Source organism: Peribacillus sp. FSL H8-0477 (assembly GCF_038002765.1).
Lineage (GTDB): Bacteria > Bacillota > Bacilli > Bacillales > DSM-1321 > Peribacillus.
The window spans coordinates 184,931-202,292 of the sequence record NZ_JBBODE010000002.1 but is presented as its reverse complement, the minus strand read 5'-3'; the positions used below and the strand labels follow the sequence as shown (position 1 = coordinate 202,292).

At 41.7% G+C, this 17,362-nt stretch carries 10 protein-coding genes, 3 rRNA genes and 1 riboswitch; of the genes, 1 reads left to right on the top strand and 12 read right to left on the bottom strand.

Features of this window, described 5'->3' with window-relative positions:
• Positions 1–489: 489 nt before the first annotated feature.
• From MHI18_RS12745 to MHI18_RS12735, 3 genes are all read right to left on the bottom strand, one after another.
• Entirely contained in the window at positions 490–1,881 is a 1,392-nt protein-coding gene (locus MHI18_RS12745; RefSeq protein ID WP_340847886.1) for a UDP-N-acetylmuramoyl-tripeptide--D-alanyl-D-alanine ligase, read from the bottom strand.
• 34 nt (positions 1,882–1,915) lie between these two features.
• Positions 1,916–2,977: a D-alanine--D-alanine ligase gene (locus tag MHI18_RS12740; protein ID WP_340847885.1), complete on the bottom strand. Its 1,062-nt coding sequence runs from the start codon at positions 2,975–2,977 to the stop codon at positions 1,916–1,918.
• Between the two features lie 174 nt (positions 2,978–3,151).
• Positions 3,152–3,919, bottom strand: a complete 768-nt coding sequence (locus MHI18_RS12735; RefSeq protein ID WP_340847883.1) for a hypothetical protein — start codon at positions 3,917–3,919, stop codon at positions 3,152–3,154.
• Between the two features lie 191 nt (positions 3,920–4,110).
• Between MHI18_RS12735 and MHI18_RS12730 the strand changes: the two genes are divergently transcribed.
• Entirely contained in the window at positions 4,111–4,722 is a 612-nt protein-coding gene (locus MHI18_RS12730; RefSeq protein ID WP_340847882.1) for a histidine phosphatase family protein, read from the top strand.
• Positions 4,723–4,769: 47 nt separating this feature from the next.
• Here the strand turns inward: MHI18_RS12730 and MHI18_RS12725 are convergent, their stop codons facing one another.
• The 9 genes from MHI18_RS12725 to MHI18_RS12685 all read right to left on the bottom strand — a co-directional run bounded on the left by MHI18_RS12725 (position 4,770) and on the right by MHI18_RS12685 (position 16,160).
• Complete coding sequence (locus MHI18_RS12725; RefSeq protein WP_340847880.1) at positions 4,770–6,023, bottom strand: cation:dicarboxylate symporter family transporter; 1,254 nt, start codon at positions 6,021–6,023, stop codon at positions 4,770–4,772.
• Positions 6,024–6,152: 129 nt separating this feature from the next.
• Positions 6,153–6,300, bottom strand: a riboswitch (cyclic di-AMP (ydaO/yuaA leader).
• Between the two features lie 143 nt (positions 6,301–6,443).
• Positions 6,444–7,691: an efflux RND transporter periplasmic adaptor subunit gene (locus tag MHI18_RS12720; protein WP_340847879.1), complete on the bottom strand. Its 1,248-nt coding sequence runs from the start codon at positions 7,689–7,691 to the stop codon at positions 6,444–6,446.
• 13 nt (positions 7,692–7,704) lie between these two features.
• Positions 7,705–8,367: a hypothetical protein gene (locus MHI18_RS12715; protein ID WP_340847878.1), complete on the bottom strand. Its 663-nt coding sequence runs from the start codon at positions 8,365–8,367 to the stop codon at positions 7,705–7,707.
• Positions 8,368–8,481: 114 nt separating this feature from the next.
• Positions 8,482–9,387, bottom strand: coding sequence for a diacylglycerol/lipid kinase family protein (locus tag MHI18_RS12710; protein WP_340847876.1), 906 nt, complete (start codon positions 9,385–9,387; stop codon positions 8,482–8,484).
• Between the two features lie 135 nt (positions 9,388–9,522).
• Positions 9,523–10,125 (bottom strand): pyroglutamyl-peptidase I, encoded by a 603-nt coding sequence (locus tag MHI18_RS12705; protein ID WP_340847875.1) that lies wholly within the window; start codon positions 10,123–10,125, stop codon positions 9,523–9,525.
• 90 nt (positions 10,126–10,215) lie between these two features.
• Complete coding sequence (locus MHI18_RS12700) at positions 10,216–11,073, bottom strand: tyrosine-type recombinase/integrase (RefSeq protein WP_340847874.1); 858 nt, start codon at positions 11,071–11,073, stop codon at positions 10,216–10,218.
• 288 nt (positions 11,074–11,361) lie between these two features.
• Positions 11,362–11,477 (bottom strand): 5S ribosomal RNA (rrf, locus tag MHI18_RS12695).
• A 65-nt stretch (positions 11,478–11,542) separates the two neighbouring features.
• Positions 11,543–14,475: ribosomal RNA gene (locus tag MHI18_RS12690) — 23S ribosomal RNA — on the bottom strand.
• 139 nt (positions 14,476–14,614) lie between these two features.
• Positions 14,615–16,160 (bottom strand): 16S ribosomal RNA (locus MHI18_RS12685).
• Together the 16S, 23S and 5S rRNA genes form the textbook arrangement of a ribosomal RNA operon.
• Positions 16,161–17,362: the final 1,202 nt, after the last annotated feature.

Here is a 17,362-nt window from a genome sequence, read left to right as displayed (position 1 = left end):
GTGCTTCATACAAACAGACCCTTTTGCGTTGAGGGAGTGCGGAAGTGGTATCGAGTCACAAGCGGTGCCTTTAAGGCATGACGGAGTTTCCGTCTGTGGATTTCAGCCAGCTAGGCTGGAAACTTGTGAATCTGCTAACCGAGGGAAGATCCTCGGTCCGCATTCCTATTTGCAACGAAAGCCGCCAAAACGGCAGCTTTTATATGGTTTCAAGACGCTCGGTCTATTTAATCTGAAAGTACGAATTTCTTCAAAAACAACGAAAACTCACGAACGAAAATTTTTCATAAGAGCTACTTAAGTGCCTTTAATATTTAAGGAAATAGACATATACTATTATCACCAATTAAAAGGCATTTAACCTCAACCTCTATATTACCATTATAATGCTGGTATTGCAATGTTGGACCCGATTTATTTTGGTTATTCTCATTTCTAAATAAAAAACAGCAGCACCGCAATCGGTCTGCGGGCTGCCATTTTGGATAATCACTGAACGCTGTTTTTTGCTTGTAGTGCAGAAACGACTTCTTCAAGCTTCATTCCTCTTGAAGCTTTAACTAAAATCAAATCGCCCGCTTTGGACAATTCTTTCAGTTTAAGAATTAAAGCTGATTTATCTTGAAACGAATGAACATTCTCACTAGAAAATTGTTTGCCCGCACCTTCTGCAATTTTTTGTGCTAAAGGTCCAAAGGTGTAAAGATAATTAATCTCACTGGGATTAATCATTTCGCCAATCTTCAAATGGAAGATTTCTTCCTGTGGTCCAAGCTCCAGCATATCTCCAAAAACTAAATGTTTGTGTTTAAATCCGGTCATCCCTTCAACTAACTCGATTGCTGCTTTAACAGATGTAGGGCTGGCATTATAAGCATCATTAATAATTTTCTCGCCATTAGCACCTGCAACCATCTCCATGCGCATATTCGTCAGCTGAATGGTCTTTAGACCTTCTTTTATAGCTGTTTCACTTACCTGCAGTTCTCTCGCAGTTAAAATTGCAGCTAACGCATTAAGGACATTATGATTGCCGAGAACAGGGATCATGTACTCATCCCCATTTTCCTCTAATTTAAAAGAGGTAGTATCCTGATTTTGCATAATAGAAGCCGCATAAAGAGCACTATCCTGACCACGACCAAATGATACTGTTTTCAGGTGAGGGTACTTCCCGTCAATCCGCTCAAGAAGTAAGGGTTCATCCCCCTGATAAATAAGCGTTCCTCCATCAGCCATACCCGCAACGATCTCAAGCTTAGCATTCGCAATTTCTTCACGTGAACCAAGATCAAGTAAGTGCGACTCACCAATATTCGTGATAACAGCGATATCCGGCTGAGCAAGCGCTGAAAGAAATTCTATTTCTCCTCTGCTGCTCATCCCCATTTCTAAGACAGCGACATCCGTATCTTCATCCATCGATAATAGTGTCAAAGGCATGCCCAAGTGGTTATTATAATTCCCTCTTGTCTTACATACCTTATATTTTTTGGACAGCAAAGCAGCCGTCATATCTTTTGTTGTCGTTTTGCCATTACTTCCTGTAATGCCGACCACCTTACAGTCCACTTGATGACGGTATACTTTTGCTAATTGTTGAAGGGCCGCTTGAACATCGTCAACAATAATCAGCGGCAGTCCTTCCGGAGGATTAGGCATATCACTTTGCCAAAAGGATGCAGCTGCACCTTGAAGAAACGCTTTTTCTACAAACTGATGACCGTTTACATGCTCCCCGACAAGCGGCACAAATAAGTTGTTTGGTTCTATTTTCCGGGAATCAATCGTGACACCCTCAACCATAACATCCCCAAATTGGGTAGTCTGATTAAGGCCTTTTGCCATTTCTCGAATTTGGTTAAACGTTCTTTTAATCATTTACTTCCTCCACCAATCTTTGCAGCATGATAACTTAAAAAGTATATTTAATTTTTTGTTTCTCTTCATTACGTTCTTTAGCCAGGTTAACTAAACGTTCAATTAACTCAGGATATTCAACTCCTGTGTGCTTCCATAACAGAGGGAACATGCTGTAAGGAGTGAACCCCGGCATCGTGTTCACTTCATTGATATAAGCTTTCCCATCTTTTGTTAGGAAAAAGTCTGCTCGAACAAGTCCAGAGCAATCCAGCGCTTTAAACGAGGTAACGGCCATTTCACTTAACATTTTATATTCTGATTCTGTAATTTCAGCTGGGATAACCATAACGGTATCTTCATCTTCATATTTAGCTTTATAGTCATAGAAATCTTTCTTAGCAATGATTTCTCCTGCTACTGAACAGTCAGGAGTATCATTACCCATCACCCCAATTTCTACTTCCCTAGCGATGACTCCTTCTTCCACAATTACTTTACGATCAAATTGGAAAGCTTCATCAAATGCTGCCATTAATTCATCTCTATTAACTGCCTTACTGATTCCCACACTTGAACCAAGATTAGCTGGTTTTACAAAGCAAGGGTACCCTAACTCACTTTCAACCTTTTCACAAGCTGCTGCTTTATTTGATTCCCATTCAGAACGAATAAACCAGTTATAGCCCACCTGTGGAAGACCTGCCTGTGCAAAGAGGTTTTTCATGATGACTTTATCCATTCCTGCTGAAGAGGCTAATACACCGTTCCCTACATAAGGAAGGTTAATCAATTCCAGCATTCCTTGTACAGTTCCATCTTCGCCATTAGGACCATGCAGTAGAGGGAAGATGACATCATATTTCGGTTCATCTTCGGTAGAACTAAGCGCTAGAGGTGAAATTGAGCTTCCACCAGTAAAGGCTAATTCCTTAACATTTTGAACGGGACCAGTCAGTTTAGGACCATTCATCCATTCCCCTTCTTCAGTTATGTAGATCGGATGTATATCATATTTTTCTATATCTAATGCTTTAATAACTGCAAGAGCCGTTTGCATCGATACCTGATGCTCTGCTGATTTGCCGCCGTAAAGCAATCCAAGTTTTGTTTTCATTAAGTAAACCCTCCAATATTCTAGTAACCTTTATTATTGTATCATTTTCCCTTCAAAACGAAAAAAATTAATCATGGAAATCAGGTGAGTTTTATTCACTAATCTATGTTAGATAGCCTATTTTCGCGCCTGCCTATATAATTTGGGAAAACAAAAACCCCTGATTCAGGGGAATTATTTTTTTATAATGGCCCACTCTTTTGTTTTTCGATAATAAATAATCTGTATATGTGGATGATCAGCGCTCATTTCTTTATAGCTCTCCATCATATCGTCCATATTTACATAATCACCAATAACCCAACCAGGTATTTCAATCTTCTGCCTCGTCTGTTGTGCTTTAGAAAACGATAAAATCAAACCCTCTGCCATTAACGGTGTAAGATGAGCAAGAATCTCATCCGGCACCTTAGGGATCTCACTTTTCTTTTTAAAACCCAGCCAGGTTCGTTCTATTGTTACGGATTCTAGTTTAAGAGGCAGTACATTTCCAATCAAATGTAAATAGCTGCTAAGAGTACGGTAGTATAATTTATTAAACCAACCGTCATCATGAGCAAGATAGACATATTGATTTTTTAGCTTCCGAAAGAACGGCGGGCGCAGATGATGTTTACAATGCCCTAAATATAATAATTCGGCAATTTCCTGTCCATCTAATTCGTCGAGCCCTGACTCTTCCTCAAAATCCAGCCAGCAAAAATCACCATATTCATCTACATCTTCCTTCAGTATCTCCCCGACACGATCCTCAGGAACATACTCTAATAACGTATTTAAGTTAAATTCTCCTTCTTCATATCGATGCTTTAGCAGCAGAAGATTACTCAATGGTACTTCCGTTGAGTGTCCAAATTCTCGAAAACTCATTCCAGAAAAGAGTGCAAAACGTTCAGAAGCCTGCAGATGTATATAAATAATGTCTCTACTATCATTTTTCATGGTATCCCTTACCCTCCGCACCAGCAATTAAAAAAACAACAGACACTTTCCACTTTATTTTACCAAAATAGCCGAGCAAATAGTTTACTTTCGTATGTTTTATTTCTCTTTCGAAAAGAATATCATTATCTTAGCCTGTACGCTATACAGCGTATATAATAAATTTAAAAACAAAAGCAGGAGAGATAGCGATGTTAACGATCTACTTAGTACGCCACGGACAAACCGAATGGAACCTTATAGGAAGAATGCAAGGCTGGGAAAACAGCGACCTGACTACCTCAGGGATAAACGATGCATTAGCTTTAGGAAAGCGTTTAAAGGACACACCCATCGATTGTATCTATACAAGTACGAGTGAACGTGCTGCTCACACTGCTGAACTCATTGCAGGCAAACGCGTGATTCCACTCATCAAAAGTGAACTGCTGCGTGAAATGTCTTTTGGTGACTGGGAAGGCAGACATAAAGAAGAGATTGAAGCAGAATACCCAAATGAGTATAAATCATTTTGGGAGACTCCCCATCTTTACCAGCGTAACAGCGGAGAGTCGTATCCACAAATCCTAGAACGTGCAGCTACTTCCTATAAAAACATTACCGAAGCACACCCTGAAGGGACAGTTCTGATTGTTTCCCATTCTCTATTCATTCGAGCTTTTATGGCCACTATAAAGAATCTTTCCTTATCCCAGCTCTATTCACAACCCTATATTGGGAATGTAAGTTTAACTAAAATTACCGTCAATCAAAATAAGCCCGAAATCATTTTCGAGGGAGACACTACCCACTGTTTAAGTTGATTGACCTAATAAAAAAAGGACTTGCAGAAACTGCAAGTCCTTTTTTATTATGCACTTTTTACTTCAGCCGCTTCTACAGGAGGATTGAATTGACCTTCCCATTTAGAAATAACGATAGCTGCTAGAGAGTTACCTACTACGTTAACAACTGTTCTACCCATATCAAGGATACGGTCGATACCAGCAATGAAGGCTAAACCTTCTACTGGAATTCCAGCTGATCCTAATGTCGCTAATAGGACAACGAATGAAACACCAGGCACACCCGCAATCCCTTTTGAAGTAACCATTAAGACAAGGATTAGGGAAATTTGAGCACCTATAGTTAAATCTATTCCGTACATTTGAGCAATGAAGATTGCTGCCAACGCTTGGTATAACGTTGAACCATCTAAGTTAAACGAGTAACCAGTTGGGATGACGAATGTAGAAATATGCTTTGGACAGCCTAGCTTTTCTGTTTTCTCCATCAATTTTGGAAGTACTGCTTCTGAACTTGCAGTAGAGAAAGCTAAGATCAATTCTTCTTTTAAGATGATGAATAATTTGAAAATATTAAAGCCAACAAGTCTAGCTATTAAACCTAAAACAACTACTACGAAGAAAATCATCGTTCCGTAAACAGTAATCGCTAATTTACCCAGTGGAATAAGGGATTCTAGTCCAAATTTAGAAATGGTTACTCCAATTAAACCAAATACACCAATCGGAGCAAATTTCATAATCATATTAGTCATAGCAAACATTGCTTCCGCCAACCCTTGGAAGAATCCAAGGACAGGTTTTCCTTTTTCTCCAGCCGCGGCTATTCCCAAACCTAACAAAAGGGAGAAGAAGATAATGGCCAGCATATCGCCCTCAGCCATTGCTTTAATTGGGTTAGATGGGACAATATTCACTATTGTATCCACTAATGATTTAGTTTCTGTGTTATCAGCCGTTTCAACGTAACTGCTGATATCTGTTTTTTCCAGGGAGCCCATATCTACGCCTGCACCTGGTTGGAATATATTTGCAGCCATTATACCTACGATAATAGCAATGGTTGTAACTATTTCAAAATAGAGAAGCGTTTTTCCGCCGATTTTACCGAGTGCCTTAAGGTCACCTACACCCGCTACAGCCATTACGATACTCGCAACAATAATTGGAACAACAATCATTTTAATTAAACGGAGAAAAACATCTCCAAGTGGTTGTAAATAAGTAGATACGTCAGGGTTGCCATAAAAAATAGCCCCCACGATAATCCCTAATACGAGACCAATAAATATTTGCCAAGCTAAACTAATTTTCTTCATCTAACATCCTCACCTTCTGTAAAAATTCTATGCTGCAAACATGCATTTTGTCTCGGTAAGGGAAACAAGGTAAATTTTCTCCGGCAAAAAAAAGACACACTGTGTGTCATTTTACGCGAACATTTTTCAAACTGTTCCCTTTACGCTGACGAGGTTAGCTGTCGGGTTAGGACTTGGAAACACAAAGCCCTTTCTACTAATCTAGAATTCACCCCAAGCGAACGGATCCGCAAATTGGGTCCCCCGTTCTTTCGATAAGATTAAGCGGTATTACGTTATAATAAAATATTATAGTAAAATTTCATTTCTGTAAATATATTTATTTCTGTTCTATGCATAAAATTGCTGGAAATCCCTCAAAAATCCCTTTATGAATCCGTTTTTTCTCTTATTTATGTAGTTCAAATAACATATCAAGTCCTATCTCTCTAATAGGCCTGTTAATAAATACCGGAATTTATCGCGTGTACTAATCTCTTTAAGTTGCTTTCGTGTTATATCTTTTGGTTGTAGTGCTGTTATAAAATAAGCATGATTTTGTGGTACATTCTCTGGTTCAGCTAAAATCGTTTCGCCTGCGGTCATGCCCTTCCGAATTTCTTGTCTTCCACTCATTTCAATACCCTTCGTTACATACTGCTTATTCACACGGCCAGTAGTTAACTTATAAACAAATGGCTTTGAACCCATATGTAAGGTATCTTCAGGAATAACCGGAACATTTTGCACACTTGAGGTAACAATCGATACATTCACCTTGCTGCCAACTGGTAGAAGCAATTGATCATCCTTAACTATAGCTTTATACGGATAAGTGCTTTCTTTCTTCATACTTGGTTCCGATTTCGGATAGGCTGTAATACGATCGACTGTCCCTATAAGAGGTTTTTTTAATTCAGATGATTCAACCGTAACTGCCTGTCCTTCCTCAGCTTCCTTTAACCTTTTTTCAGAAAGTTCTCCTTCAATTGACAACCTATTTGAAGATAAAGTTAGAATAGGGCCAGTAAGACTCTTATTCACTTCCTTCACAGTGCCATCAACATCACTAACAGCTGATACAGTCCCGCTTATTTCATCAAGATTTACAAGCTCAGCTTCTAGAATGTTAACCTTTTCTTCTATTTTGCTTTTCTCATATTCCTGTTTAAATATTTCCTGTTCAATAGTGGCAACAATTAGTTCAGATGAAGCATGCTCATCCAAATTTAAGTCTGCTTCCAGTTCTGCATTATCTTCATTATCAGACACTGAAGGAGCTTCTGGAATGGAGGATTGATAACTTTCCAGGCTGCTGATATAACTCTCTATTGCAGAAAGATCATTTTCAGCAAGTTGTTTTTCATTTTCAAGATTGGCTTTGCTTGTTGAAGCTTTTGGATCAAGGTATTCATATAAAGGCGTCCCTGAAGTGACCGTATCTCCTTCCTGTACTAAAAATTTCTGGAATTGTTTTTCATGATCGAAGTACACAGGATACTCTTCATATGGTACTACCATGCCTTGTACTTGAAAAGTCCTTGAAATATCGCCTAGTTTAGCTTTCGTCCAGTTCTCTACATATAAAGTTCGCTCAACTTTACTATCTTCCTTACCTATTAAATATAAATTACCCGCTATTAGTAATCCTGAAACTGCAGAGAGCGAAATAATTTTCCATTTCTTCATTGACTACACCTCCTCATACGAATACATTGACGTCTAAATAAGAACAGAAAGCCGCTAAAAACCAGTATAAAAGGTAACTGAAGCAAATCATCAGTAATATAATTATCGGTTTCTTATCAGATAAAGCTTTCAAATATTTATATGTAATCACAATAATTGCCACACTAAAAATAGACACTTCACTAAAGAAGTGAATAAAATAATCATTCGCAATAAAATATTGACTGACTACCCCTAAAGAAAATGGATTAGCATCTTGATTCAGATCCATCAATAAGAAAAAGGGAATCAATAGGAATTTTTCCACTAAAAAAAGTGTGAAACCAATCATCTGGACAACAACAATCTTTATGTATGGAATATCTGTTATCACCCAAAAGATCATGGCTGATACAAACAAAAAGATAGACGGGAGTATAAGACCTGCAATGATGTTCCCCAAAAATACAAGCAGTTTACCCGTTTCAAATCTTTCCGTACCAAGTCCATTTAACTCTTTTGAAACCGATTCCGTACCAATCCCAAAATAACCACTTATTGAGAACAATAGGATACTCGCTATGTATACCCATATTAGTTTCAGTTTAAATGCGGTTATTTCTTCGGCTTCTTTTAATTGAAAGGAACTAAGAGATGGACGAAACAGGCCCTTTACTAGTTTTACTTGATAAGTCATACACATTCCCCCGTGATTATGTAAATATTCTTCCCTTTAATTGTATCGTAAAATGGAGGAATGTGCCGTTTTCCTGTGTTGAAAATTGTAAAATTAAAGAAAAACACGATCAATTTACTCAATCTTTTCGCTAATGCCTGAAAACATTTTAAAATGTTGAGGAAGACTTGTTATCTTCGTTGGTGTTTTAGCATAAATTTCACCATCCATATCAACATCCATCTCTTCTGGAGTTTCTATGACAATTTCTCTTGCTTGAAAATGAAGCAGACCGTTATCTGCATCTACTTCGCTTAATGCACCCTTCAACGTAAGTAATTCCTTCAATATGCTCAAACTAGATTCCTTTACAATAATTAGATTTAGGAACCCGTCGTCTGCGTGGACATCTGTAAAAGGCAGAGAGTTTGTGCCTATATAGTTCCCATTTAGCACAAGCACCAAAACGGCCTGACCCTCAAGTACTTCCCCATCAAATTCAATCTTATATGGAAAAGGTTCATTATCCCCTACCGTCCGTATAGCACTTAACAGATAACTGATTGTACCGAATCGATTCTTTTCCTTTTCAAATATGTTGGCAGAAGTTTCTGCGATCAGTCCAATTCCCCAAAAGTTTAAAAAGTAATTATTACCTGCTTTTCCAGCATCAATTAATGATACTTCTCCGGAAATCATGGTTTCCGCAGCTTGGCGAATATTTTGGGGTATATTCAACGTCCTAGAAAAATCATTACAGGTCCCTCCAGGAAGAATTCCCACTACTGGACGATTTTCCAAGGAAGCAAGTCCATTTATACACTCATGAACCGTTCCGTCACCCCCCAAGATAAAGGCCGCGTCCATTTGCTCTCCATACTTCTGACAATATTCCAGGGCATCACCAGCCTTTGAAGACTGTAATACCATCAGTTCTTCCGTTTCCAAAGTTAGAATAGGCAAACATTGCTCAAGCATAGTTTGGATATTTCCTTTTCCTGCAGCCTGATTATAAATTAACATGGCCTTTTTCCATTTCACAATCAACACCTCCTAAAATTTTACTTATACTCTTAACTTCCCTCATTTTAAAGATTCCAAAACCATCTTCTTTTTTTTATACGACAAAAAAGGTGGAATAGAAAAATTGCCACCTAAACGTCCTTGTTGTTTCTCTTAATTTAAATGATTAATTAGTACCTGAACGGCTTCTTGCAAATCCTGCTGTGACCAACTAGGAATCTTCCCCATATGCAGCGCAAGGGAATGATTTGCCGGCACATGAATAAAGCCTGCTTGCTTGCTCTGTTTGGTTTCTTGAAGATGATGCAGTACTCGATACATGACTTGATTACACACATAAGTACCTGCACTATTTGAAATAGATGCTGGATAACCAGCCTCTATGAGTCCCTCCAGCATTTGATTTAACGGAAGACTAGTAAACATACCATCAGCACCATCGGCGACTATGCGCTCTCCTAGCGGTTTATATCCTGTATTATCTTTTTCACCGTCGGCACAATTAATACCAATTCGCTCAAGCGTGATCTGACTTCGACCAGCAGCCAAGCCTAAAGATATAACTGCATCTGGCAATATATCTTGAATATACTCAATGATCCTATCACCTGAAAGACGAAATTCAACCGGTAATAGCTTACTGCAAACCATATAATCACCTATGACTGCTCCATCTAATGCCTGAACAATCTCTTCTGTAGGATTGATGGGGTAGTTCAGAAATGGTTCAAAACCAGTAAGAAGCAATTTTTTCATAAAGTTCCTACTTTCTATCTGCTATTAAAAGAGAATATTCTGTTTTTTTAACATAAACACCCATAGGAGGATATTATTTAATCCTCCTGTTCAAAACTTCGAAAAGGTCTGATCAATCGCGTCATCTAAATCCAATTTCTTATCTATGAGATACCTTTTGGTCATATTCAAATCTTTATGTCCGGCCAATTTAGACACAATCGGCAAATCTATCCCTTTATTAATAAGCTGCTGACAAAATGTATGACGAAGTTTATGCGGATGAACATCAAATTTCTTCAGCATATACTGTACAGACCTTGGTGTCATACGCTGACCATAGCTGGAAATGAACAAGGCTGTTTTCTGTTCCTTCTCCTTAATGGAACTAAGGTATACCTGCAAGCGTTGTACAGCTTCATTAGAGAGTGGCACAGACCGATCTACCTCACCTTTAGCATTTCTCACCACAATATACTTTTTATCTCCCTCAATTAATACATCACTACAATTCAAATCGCATAACTCAGACACCCTTACACCCGTATGAAGCATAACGAATACCATAGCTATGTTACGCAGATTCCCCTCCGTCTCTAAATCCTTCAAAAGCCTTTCCTGCTCTTGTAGACTAAGAGATTCAGGAACCTCTTGCTTTTGTTCTTTCAGCTTACGATCTATATGGAGCATGACTTGAGGCTGACCAAGAAACTTATAAAACACATTAATAGCCATATAATGCTTCTCAATCGTTCCGGCACTTTTTTGAGATTCCTCTAAATAATCTAAGTAATTTTGAATATCCACAGGACCTGCTTCCTTAAATTCCCCAGGACACCATCCTTCAAATTGTGACAACACACCAATATACGTCTTTATGGTATTTTCTGATTTTCCTTCGCTTATCAGCCATTCGCTAAAAGCTTGAAAAATTGTTTCCTTAGTAGAAGTATCGTTATTACTCTCCAACGCCTATTCCTCCCAAGTCATAATTCCGAGTTTAGACCATTTTAACATAATATCTCAACAGAACATAAAGAACATATCATCTATTCAGTTATTTTCTTTTTAAACATATTCTTCAAAGGAGGATTTTTTCGCTGTTTTATGCTATTCCGGCTAATAAAATCCCGTCTAGAGACCCCGTATTCCCGTCTGGGAGCTATTTTCAGGCGCAAAACACCCCCGTTTCCTGTTCAACTTCTAAAAAACACCACAAAAAAAGACCAGCTATGCAGCTGATCTTTTCTTTCTGTTGCCTGGCAATGTCCTACTCTCACAGGGGGAGACCCCCAACTACCATCGGCGCTGAAGAGCTTAACTTCCGTGTTCGGAATGGGAACGGGTGTGGCCTCTTCGCCATCATTACCAGACTATAAAGGAACGTTGTTCCTTCAAAACTAGATAATAAGAAGGGTTTTGCATGTAATTAAAACGAATGGTTAAGTCCTCGATCGATTAGTATTTGTCAGCTCCACGTGTCACCACGCTTCCACCTCAAACCTATCTACCTGATCATCTTTCAGGGATCTTACTAGCTTACGCTATGGGAAATCTCATCTTGAGGGGGGCTTCATGCTTAGATGCTTTCAGCACTTATCCCGTCCGCACGTAGCTACCCAGCTATGCCTTTGGCAAGACAACTGGTACACCAGCGGTGCGTCCATCCCGGTCCTCTCGTACTAAGGACAGCTCCTCTCAAATTTCCTGCGCCCACGACGGATAGGGACCGAACTGTCTCACGACGTTCTGAACCCAGCTCGCGTACCGCTTTAATGGGCGAACAGCCCAACCCTTGGGACCGACTACAGCCCCAGGATGCGATGAGCCGACATCGAGGTGCCAAACCTCCCCGTCGATGTGGACTCTTGGGGGAGATAAGCCTGTTATCCCCGGGGTAGCTTTTATCCGTTGAGCGATGGCCCTTCCATGCGGAACCACCGGATCACTAAGCCCGACTTTCGTCCCTGCTCGACTTGTAGGTCTCGCAGTCAAGCTCCCTTGTGCCTTTACACTCTACGAATGATTTCCAACCATTCTGAGGGAACCTTTGGGCGCCTCCGTTACTCTTTAGGAGGCGACCGCCCCAGTCAAACTGTCCACCTGACACTGTCTCCCACCCCGATAAGGGGCGCGGGTTAGAATTTCAATACAGCCAGGGTAGTATCCCACCAATGCCTCCACCGAAGCTAGCGCTCCGGTTTCAAAGGCTCCTACCTATCCTGTACAAGCTGTACCAAAATTCAATATCAGGTTACAGTAAAGCTCCACGGGGTCTTTCCGTCCTGTCGCGGGTAACCTGCATCTTCACAGGTACTATAATTTCACCGAGTCTCTCGTTGAGACAGTGCCCAGATCGTTACGCCTTTCGTGCGGGTCGGAACTTACCCGACAAGGAATTTCGCTACCTTAGGACCGTTATAGTTACGGCCGCCGTTTACTGGGGCTTCGGTTCAAAGCTTCGCTTACGCTAACCTCTCCCCTTAACCTTCCAGCACCGGGCAGGCGTCAGCCCCTATACTTCGCCTTGCGGCTTCGCAGAGACCTGTGTTTTTGCTAAACAGTCGCCTGGGCCTATTCACTGCGGCTTTTCCGGGCTATTCACCCTAAAAAGCACCCCTTCTCCCGAAGTTACGGGGTCATTTTGCCGAGTTCCTTAACGAGAGTTCTCTCGCACACCTTAGGATTCTCTCCTCGCCTACCTGTGTCGGTTTGCGGTACGGGCACCCTTTATCTCACTAGAGGCTTTTCTAGGCAGTGTGGAATCAGGAACTTCGGTACTTAATTTCCCTCGCTATCACAGCTCCGCCTTAATGGAAACGGGATTTGCCTCGTTTCCGGCCTAACTGCTTAGACGCGCATATCCAACAGCGCGCTTACCCTATCCTCCTGCGTCCCCCCATCGTTCAAACGATAAATTGGTGGTACAGGAATATCAACCTGTTATCCATCGCCTACGCCTTTCGGCCTCGGCTTAGGTCCCGACTAACCCTGAGCGGACGAGCCTTCCTCAGGAAACCTTGGGCATTCGGTGGAAGGGATTCTCACCCTTCTTTCGCTACTCATACCGGCATTCTCACTTCTAAGCGCTCCACCAGTCCTTACGGTCTAGCTTCGACGCCCTTAGAACGCTCTCCTACCACGGACACCCTACGGTGTCCATCCACAGCTTCGGTGATACGTTTAGCCCCGGTACATTTTCGGCGCGGAGTCACTCGACCAGTGAGCTATTACGCACTCTTTAAATGGTGGCTGCTTCTGAGCCAACATCCTGGTTGTCTAAGCAACTCCACATCCTTTTCCACTTAACGTATACTTTGGGACCTTAGCTGGTGGTCTGGGCTGTTTCCCTTTTGACTACGGATCTTATCACTCGCAGTCTGACTCCCAAGAATAAGTATTTGGCATTCGGAGTTTGACTGAATTCGGTAACCCGTTGGGGGCCCCTAGTCCAATCAGTGCTCTACCTCCAATACTCTCATCTTGAGGCTAGCCCTAAAGCTATTTCGGAGAGAACCAGCTATCTCCAGGTTCGATTGGAATTTCTCCGCTACCCACACCTCATCCCCGCACTTTTCAACGTGCGTGGGTTCGGGCCTCCATTCAGTGTTACCTGAACTTCACCCTGGACATGGGTAGATCACCTGGTTTCGGGTCTACGACCACATACTAATTCGCCCTATTCAGACTCGCTTTCGCTGCGGCTCCGTCTTTTCAACTTAACCTCGCATGGGATCGTAACTCGCCGGTTCATTCTACAAAAGGCACACCATCACCCATTAACGGGCTCTGATTACTTGTAAGCACACGGTTTCAGGATCTATTTCACTCCCCTTCCGGGGTGCTTTTCACCTTTCCCTCACGGTACTGGTTCACTATCGGTCACTAGGGAGTATTTAGCCTTGGGAGATGGTCCTCCCTGTTTCCGACGGGATTTCTCGTGTCCCGCCGTACTCAGGATCCACTCAGGAGGGAACGAAGTTTCAACTACAGGGTTTTTACCTTCTTTGACGGGCCTTTCCAGACCTCTTCATTTACCCCGTTCCTTTGTAACTCCATATTGAGTGTCCTACAACCCCAAGAGGCAAGCCTCTTGGTTTGGGCTGATTCCGTTTCGCTCGCCGCTACTCAGGAAATCGCTATTGCTTTCTCTTCCTCCGGGTACTTAGATGTTTCAGTTCCCCGGGTCTGCCTTCAGTACCCTATGTATTCAGGTAAAGATACTGTTCCATTACGAACAGTGGGTTTCCCCATTCGGAAATCTCTGGATCAACGCTTACTTACAGCTCCCCAAAGCATATCGGTGTTAGTCCCGTCCTTCATCGGCTCCTAGTGCCAAGGCATCCACCGTGCGCCCTTTCTAACTTAACCTACTAAAAAAACATTCGGTGTTTTAAAAATTGATGCAAAATTTGCCTTCTATCTATTATCTAGTTTTCAAAGAACAAGGTTGAATGAATTACTCATTCAAAACTGAACAAAACAAAAGCGTCACGTTAATTTTCCTTAGAAAGGAGGTGATCCAGCCGCACCTTCCGATACGGCTACCTTGTTACGACTTCACCCCAATCATCTGTCCCACCTTAGGCGGCTGGCTCCTTGCGGTTACCTCACCGACTTCGGGTGTTACAAACTCTCGTGGTGTGACGGGCGGTGTGTACAAGGCCCGGGAACGTATTCACCGCGGCATGCTGATCCGCGATTACTAGCGATTCCGGCTTCATGCAGGCGAGTTGCAGCCTGCAATCCGAACTGAGAATGGCTTTATGAGATTCGCTTACCCTCGCGAGTTTGCAGCTCTTTGTACCATCCATTGTAGCACGTGTGTAGCCCAGGTCATAAGGGGCATGATGATTTGACGTCATCCCCACCTTCCTCCGGTTTATCACCGGCAGTCACCTTAGAGTGCCCAACTGAATGCTGGCAACTAAGATCAAGGGTTGCGCTCGTTGCGGGACTTAACCCAACATCTCACGACACGAGCTGACGACAACCATGCACCACCTGTCACTCTGTCCCCCGAAGGGGAACGTCCTATCTCTAGGAGTGTCAGAGGATGTCAAGACCTGGTAAGGTTCTTCGCGTTGCTTCGAATTAAACCACATGCTCCACCGCTTGTGCGGGCCCCCGTCAATTCCTTTGAGTTTCAGCCTTGCGGCCGTACTCCCCAGGCGGAGTGCTTAATGCGTTAGCTGCAGCACTAAAGGGCGGAAACCCTCTAACACTTAGCACTCATCGTTTACGGCGTGGACTACCAGGGTATCTAATCCTGTTTGCTCCCCACGCTTTCGCGCCTCAGTGTCAGTTATAGACCAGAAAGTCGCCTTCGCCACTGGTGTTCCTCCACATCTCTACGCATTTCACCGCTACACGTGGAATTCCACTTTCCTCTTCTACACTCAAGTTCCCCAGTTTCCAATGACCCTCCCCGGTTGAGCCGGGGGCTTTCACATCAGACTTAAGGAACCACCTGCGCGCGCTTTACGCCCAATAATTCCGGATAACGCTTGCCACCTACGTATTACCGCGGCTGCTGGCACGTAGTTAGCCGTGGCTTTCTGGTTAGGTACCGTCAAGGTACCAGCAGTTACTCTGGTACTTGTTCTTCCCTAACAACAGAACTTTACGACCCGAAAGCCTTCATCGTTCACGCGGCGTTGCTCCGTCAGACTTTCGTCCATTGCGGAAGATTCCCTACTGCTGCCTCCCGTAGGAGTCTGGGCCGTGTCTCAGTCCCAGTGTGGCCGATCACCCTCTCAGGTCGGCTACGCATCGTTGCCTTGGTGAGCCATTACCTCACCAACTAGCTAATGCGCCGCGGGCCCATCTATAAGTGACAGCCGAAACCGTCTTTCCATCTTCTCTCATGCGAGAAAAGAACATATCCGGTATTAGCTCCGGTTTCCCGAAGTTATCCCAGTCTTATAGGCAGGTTGCCCACGTGTTACTCACCCGTCCGCCGCTAATTGTTGAGTAAACTCAACAATTCGCTCGACTTGCATGTATTAGGCACGCCGCCAGCGTTCATCCTGAGCCAGGATCAAACTCTCCGTAGAATGTTTGACTTGCTCGGTTGTTTTTATAGTGTGTACTCACTTCTTTAAAACGTTGACGCTTTGTTTTGTTCAGTTTTCAAAGAGCAATTTGTTATTTCGTTTGCCGTTTCTCTCGAAGCGACTATGTAAGTATACCAAGCACACTACAGACTGTCAACGGTTTTATTAAATTAATTTCAAAAGTATTTTCAACCCTTCTTACCAATGCTTTATTTAATGAATTTTCATTTACTAACCCTTTAAATACTCGCAAATTCAGACACTCAGAAAACCAAAATTAAACGCAATCAAAAGAATATCTTCCTTTAACATCCCTAATTCCACTTATTATTATACGCATTTTTTTATGTTTTTCACCTTAATTCAATTCTTCTCCAAGTCTTATTAATTTAACTATCTCTATTGTGGAACATATTCAAGCTAATCGTTTACTTTTTGAGGTTCTATACAAAATCCTTAATTCCTGGATTTTTTCTCCTTTAGCTTTAGTAATTACTTTCGAAGACATCAGAATAAAACTCCTTTATAGAAGAAAGACATTTTTAAAATATTTAACTTCCCCCTCCGAATGTCACTTTAGCTTACTGCTTTTTCACAATGCTATAACTGGTAACCCTAAATTTTATGAATAATTTGACCTGTATGGTAAATAGCTAAAAGCTTTCCTCCAAGGCATTTATGTTCTAACATTCAGTAGTAACATAGTCTTAAACTGCATTATTCCGTCTGCACGTCTAACGACTGCTGTCTAATGTTTGTTTTCATTCAATTCTTCTGTAAGGCAGAAGGTTGTTTTATTATCCACTCAAATATAATCAACCTTTTCCAGAACTCTAATTTCTTCTCCTGATGGTCTCCTCCCGCCTAGTCTGCGGCAGATTTTAATACAAAAAGGAGCTGATCAGCTCCTAAGTTAGAAAGGGTAGTACCCGCCCCTTTCCCCCAATAACCGTATTAAATTCAAATCAACTTTGACTCCTATCTTACTCGAAAGGAATATCGGAACTTAATGAACGCATATTAATTCTTATTACACACTCAACTATATTAAAGTCATTAATTTTACTACTATCAAAGGTAACTCTATATCGTAAGTTATCTTTGCTTAACCGGCTCTTTATATATATCCTTTTTTAACCAGTGTGACCTCATTACGAGCAAAGTTATGATAAAACGTAAAATCTTAGTTCATGTAATTCCCT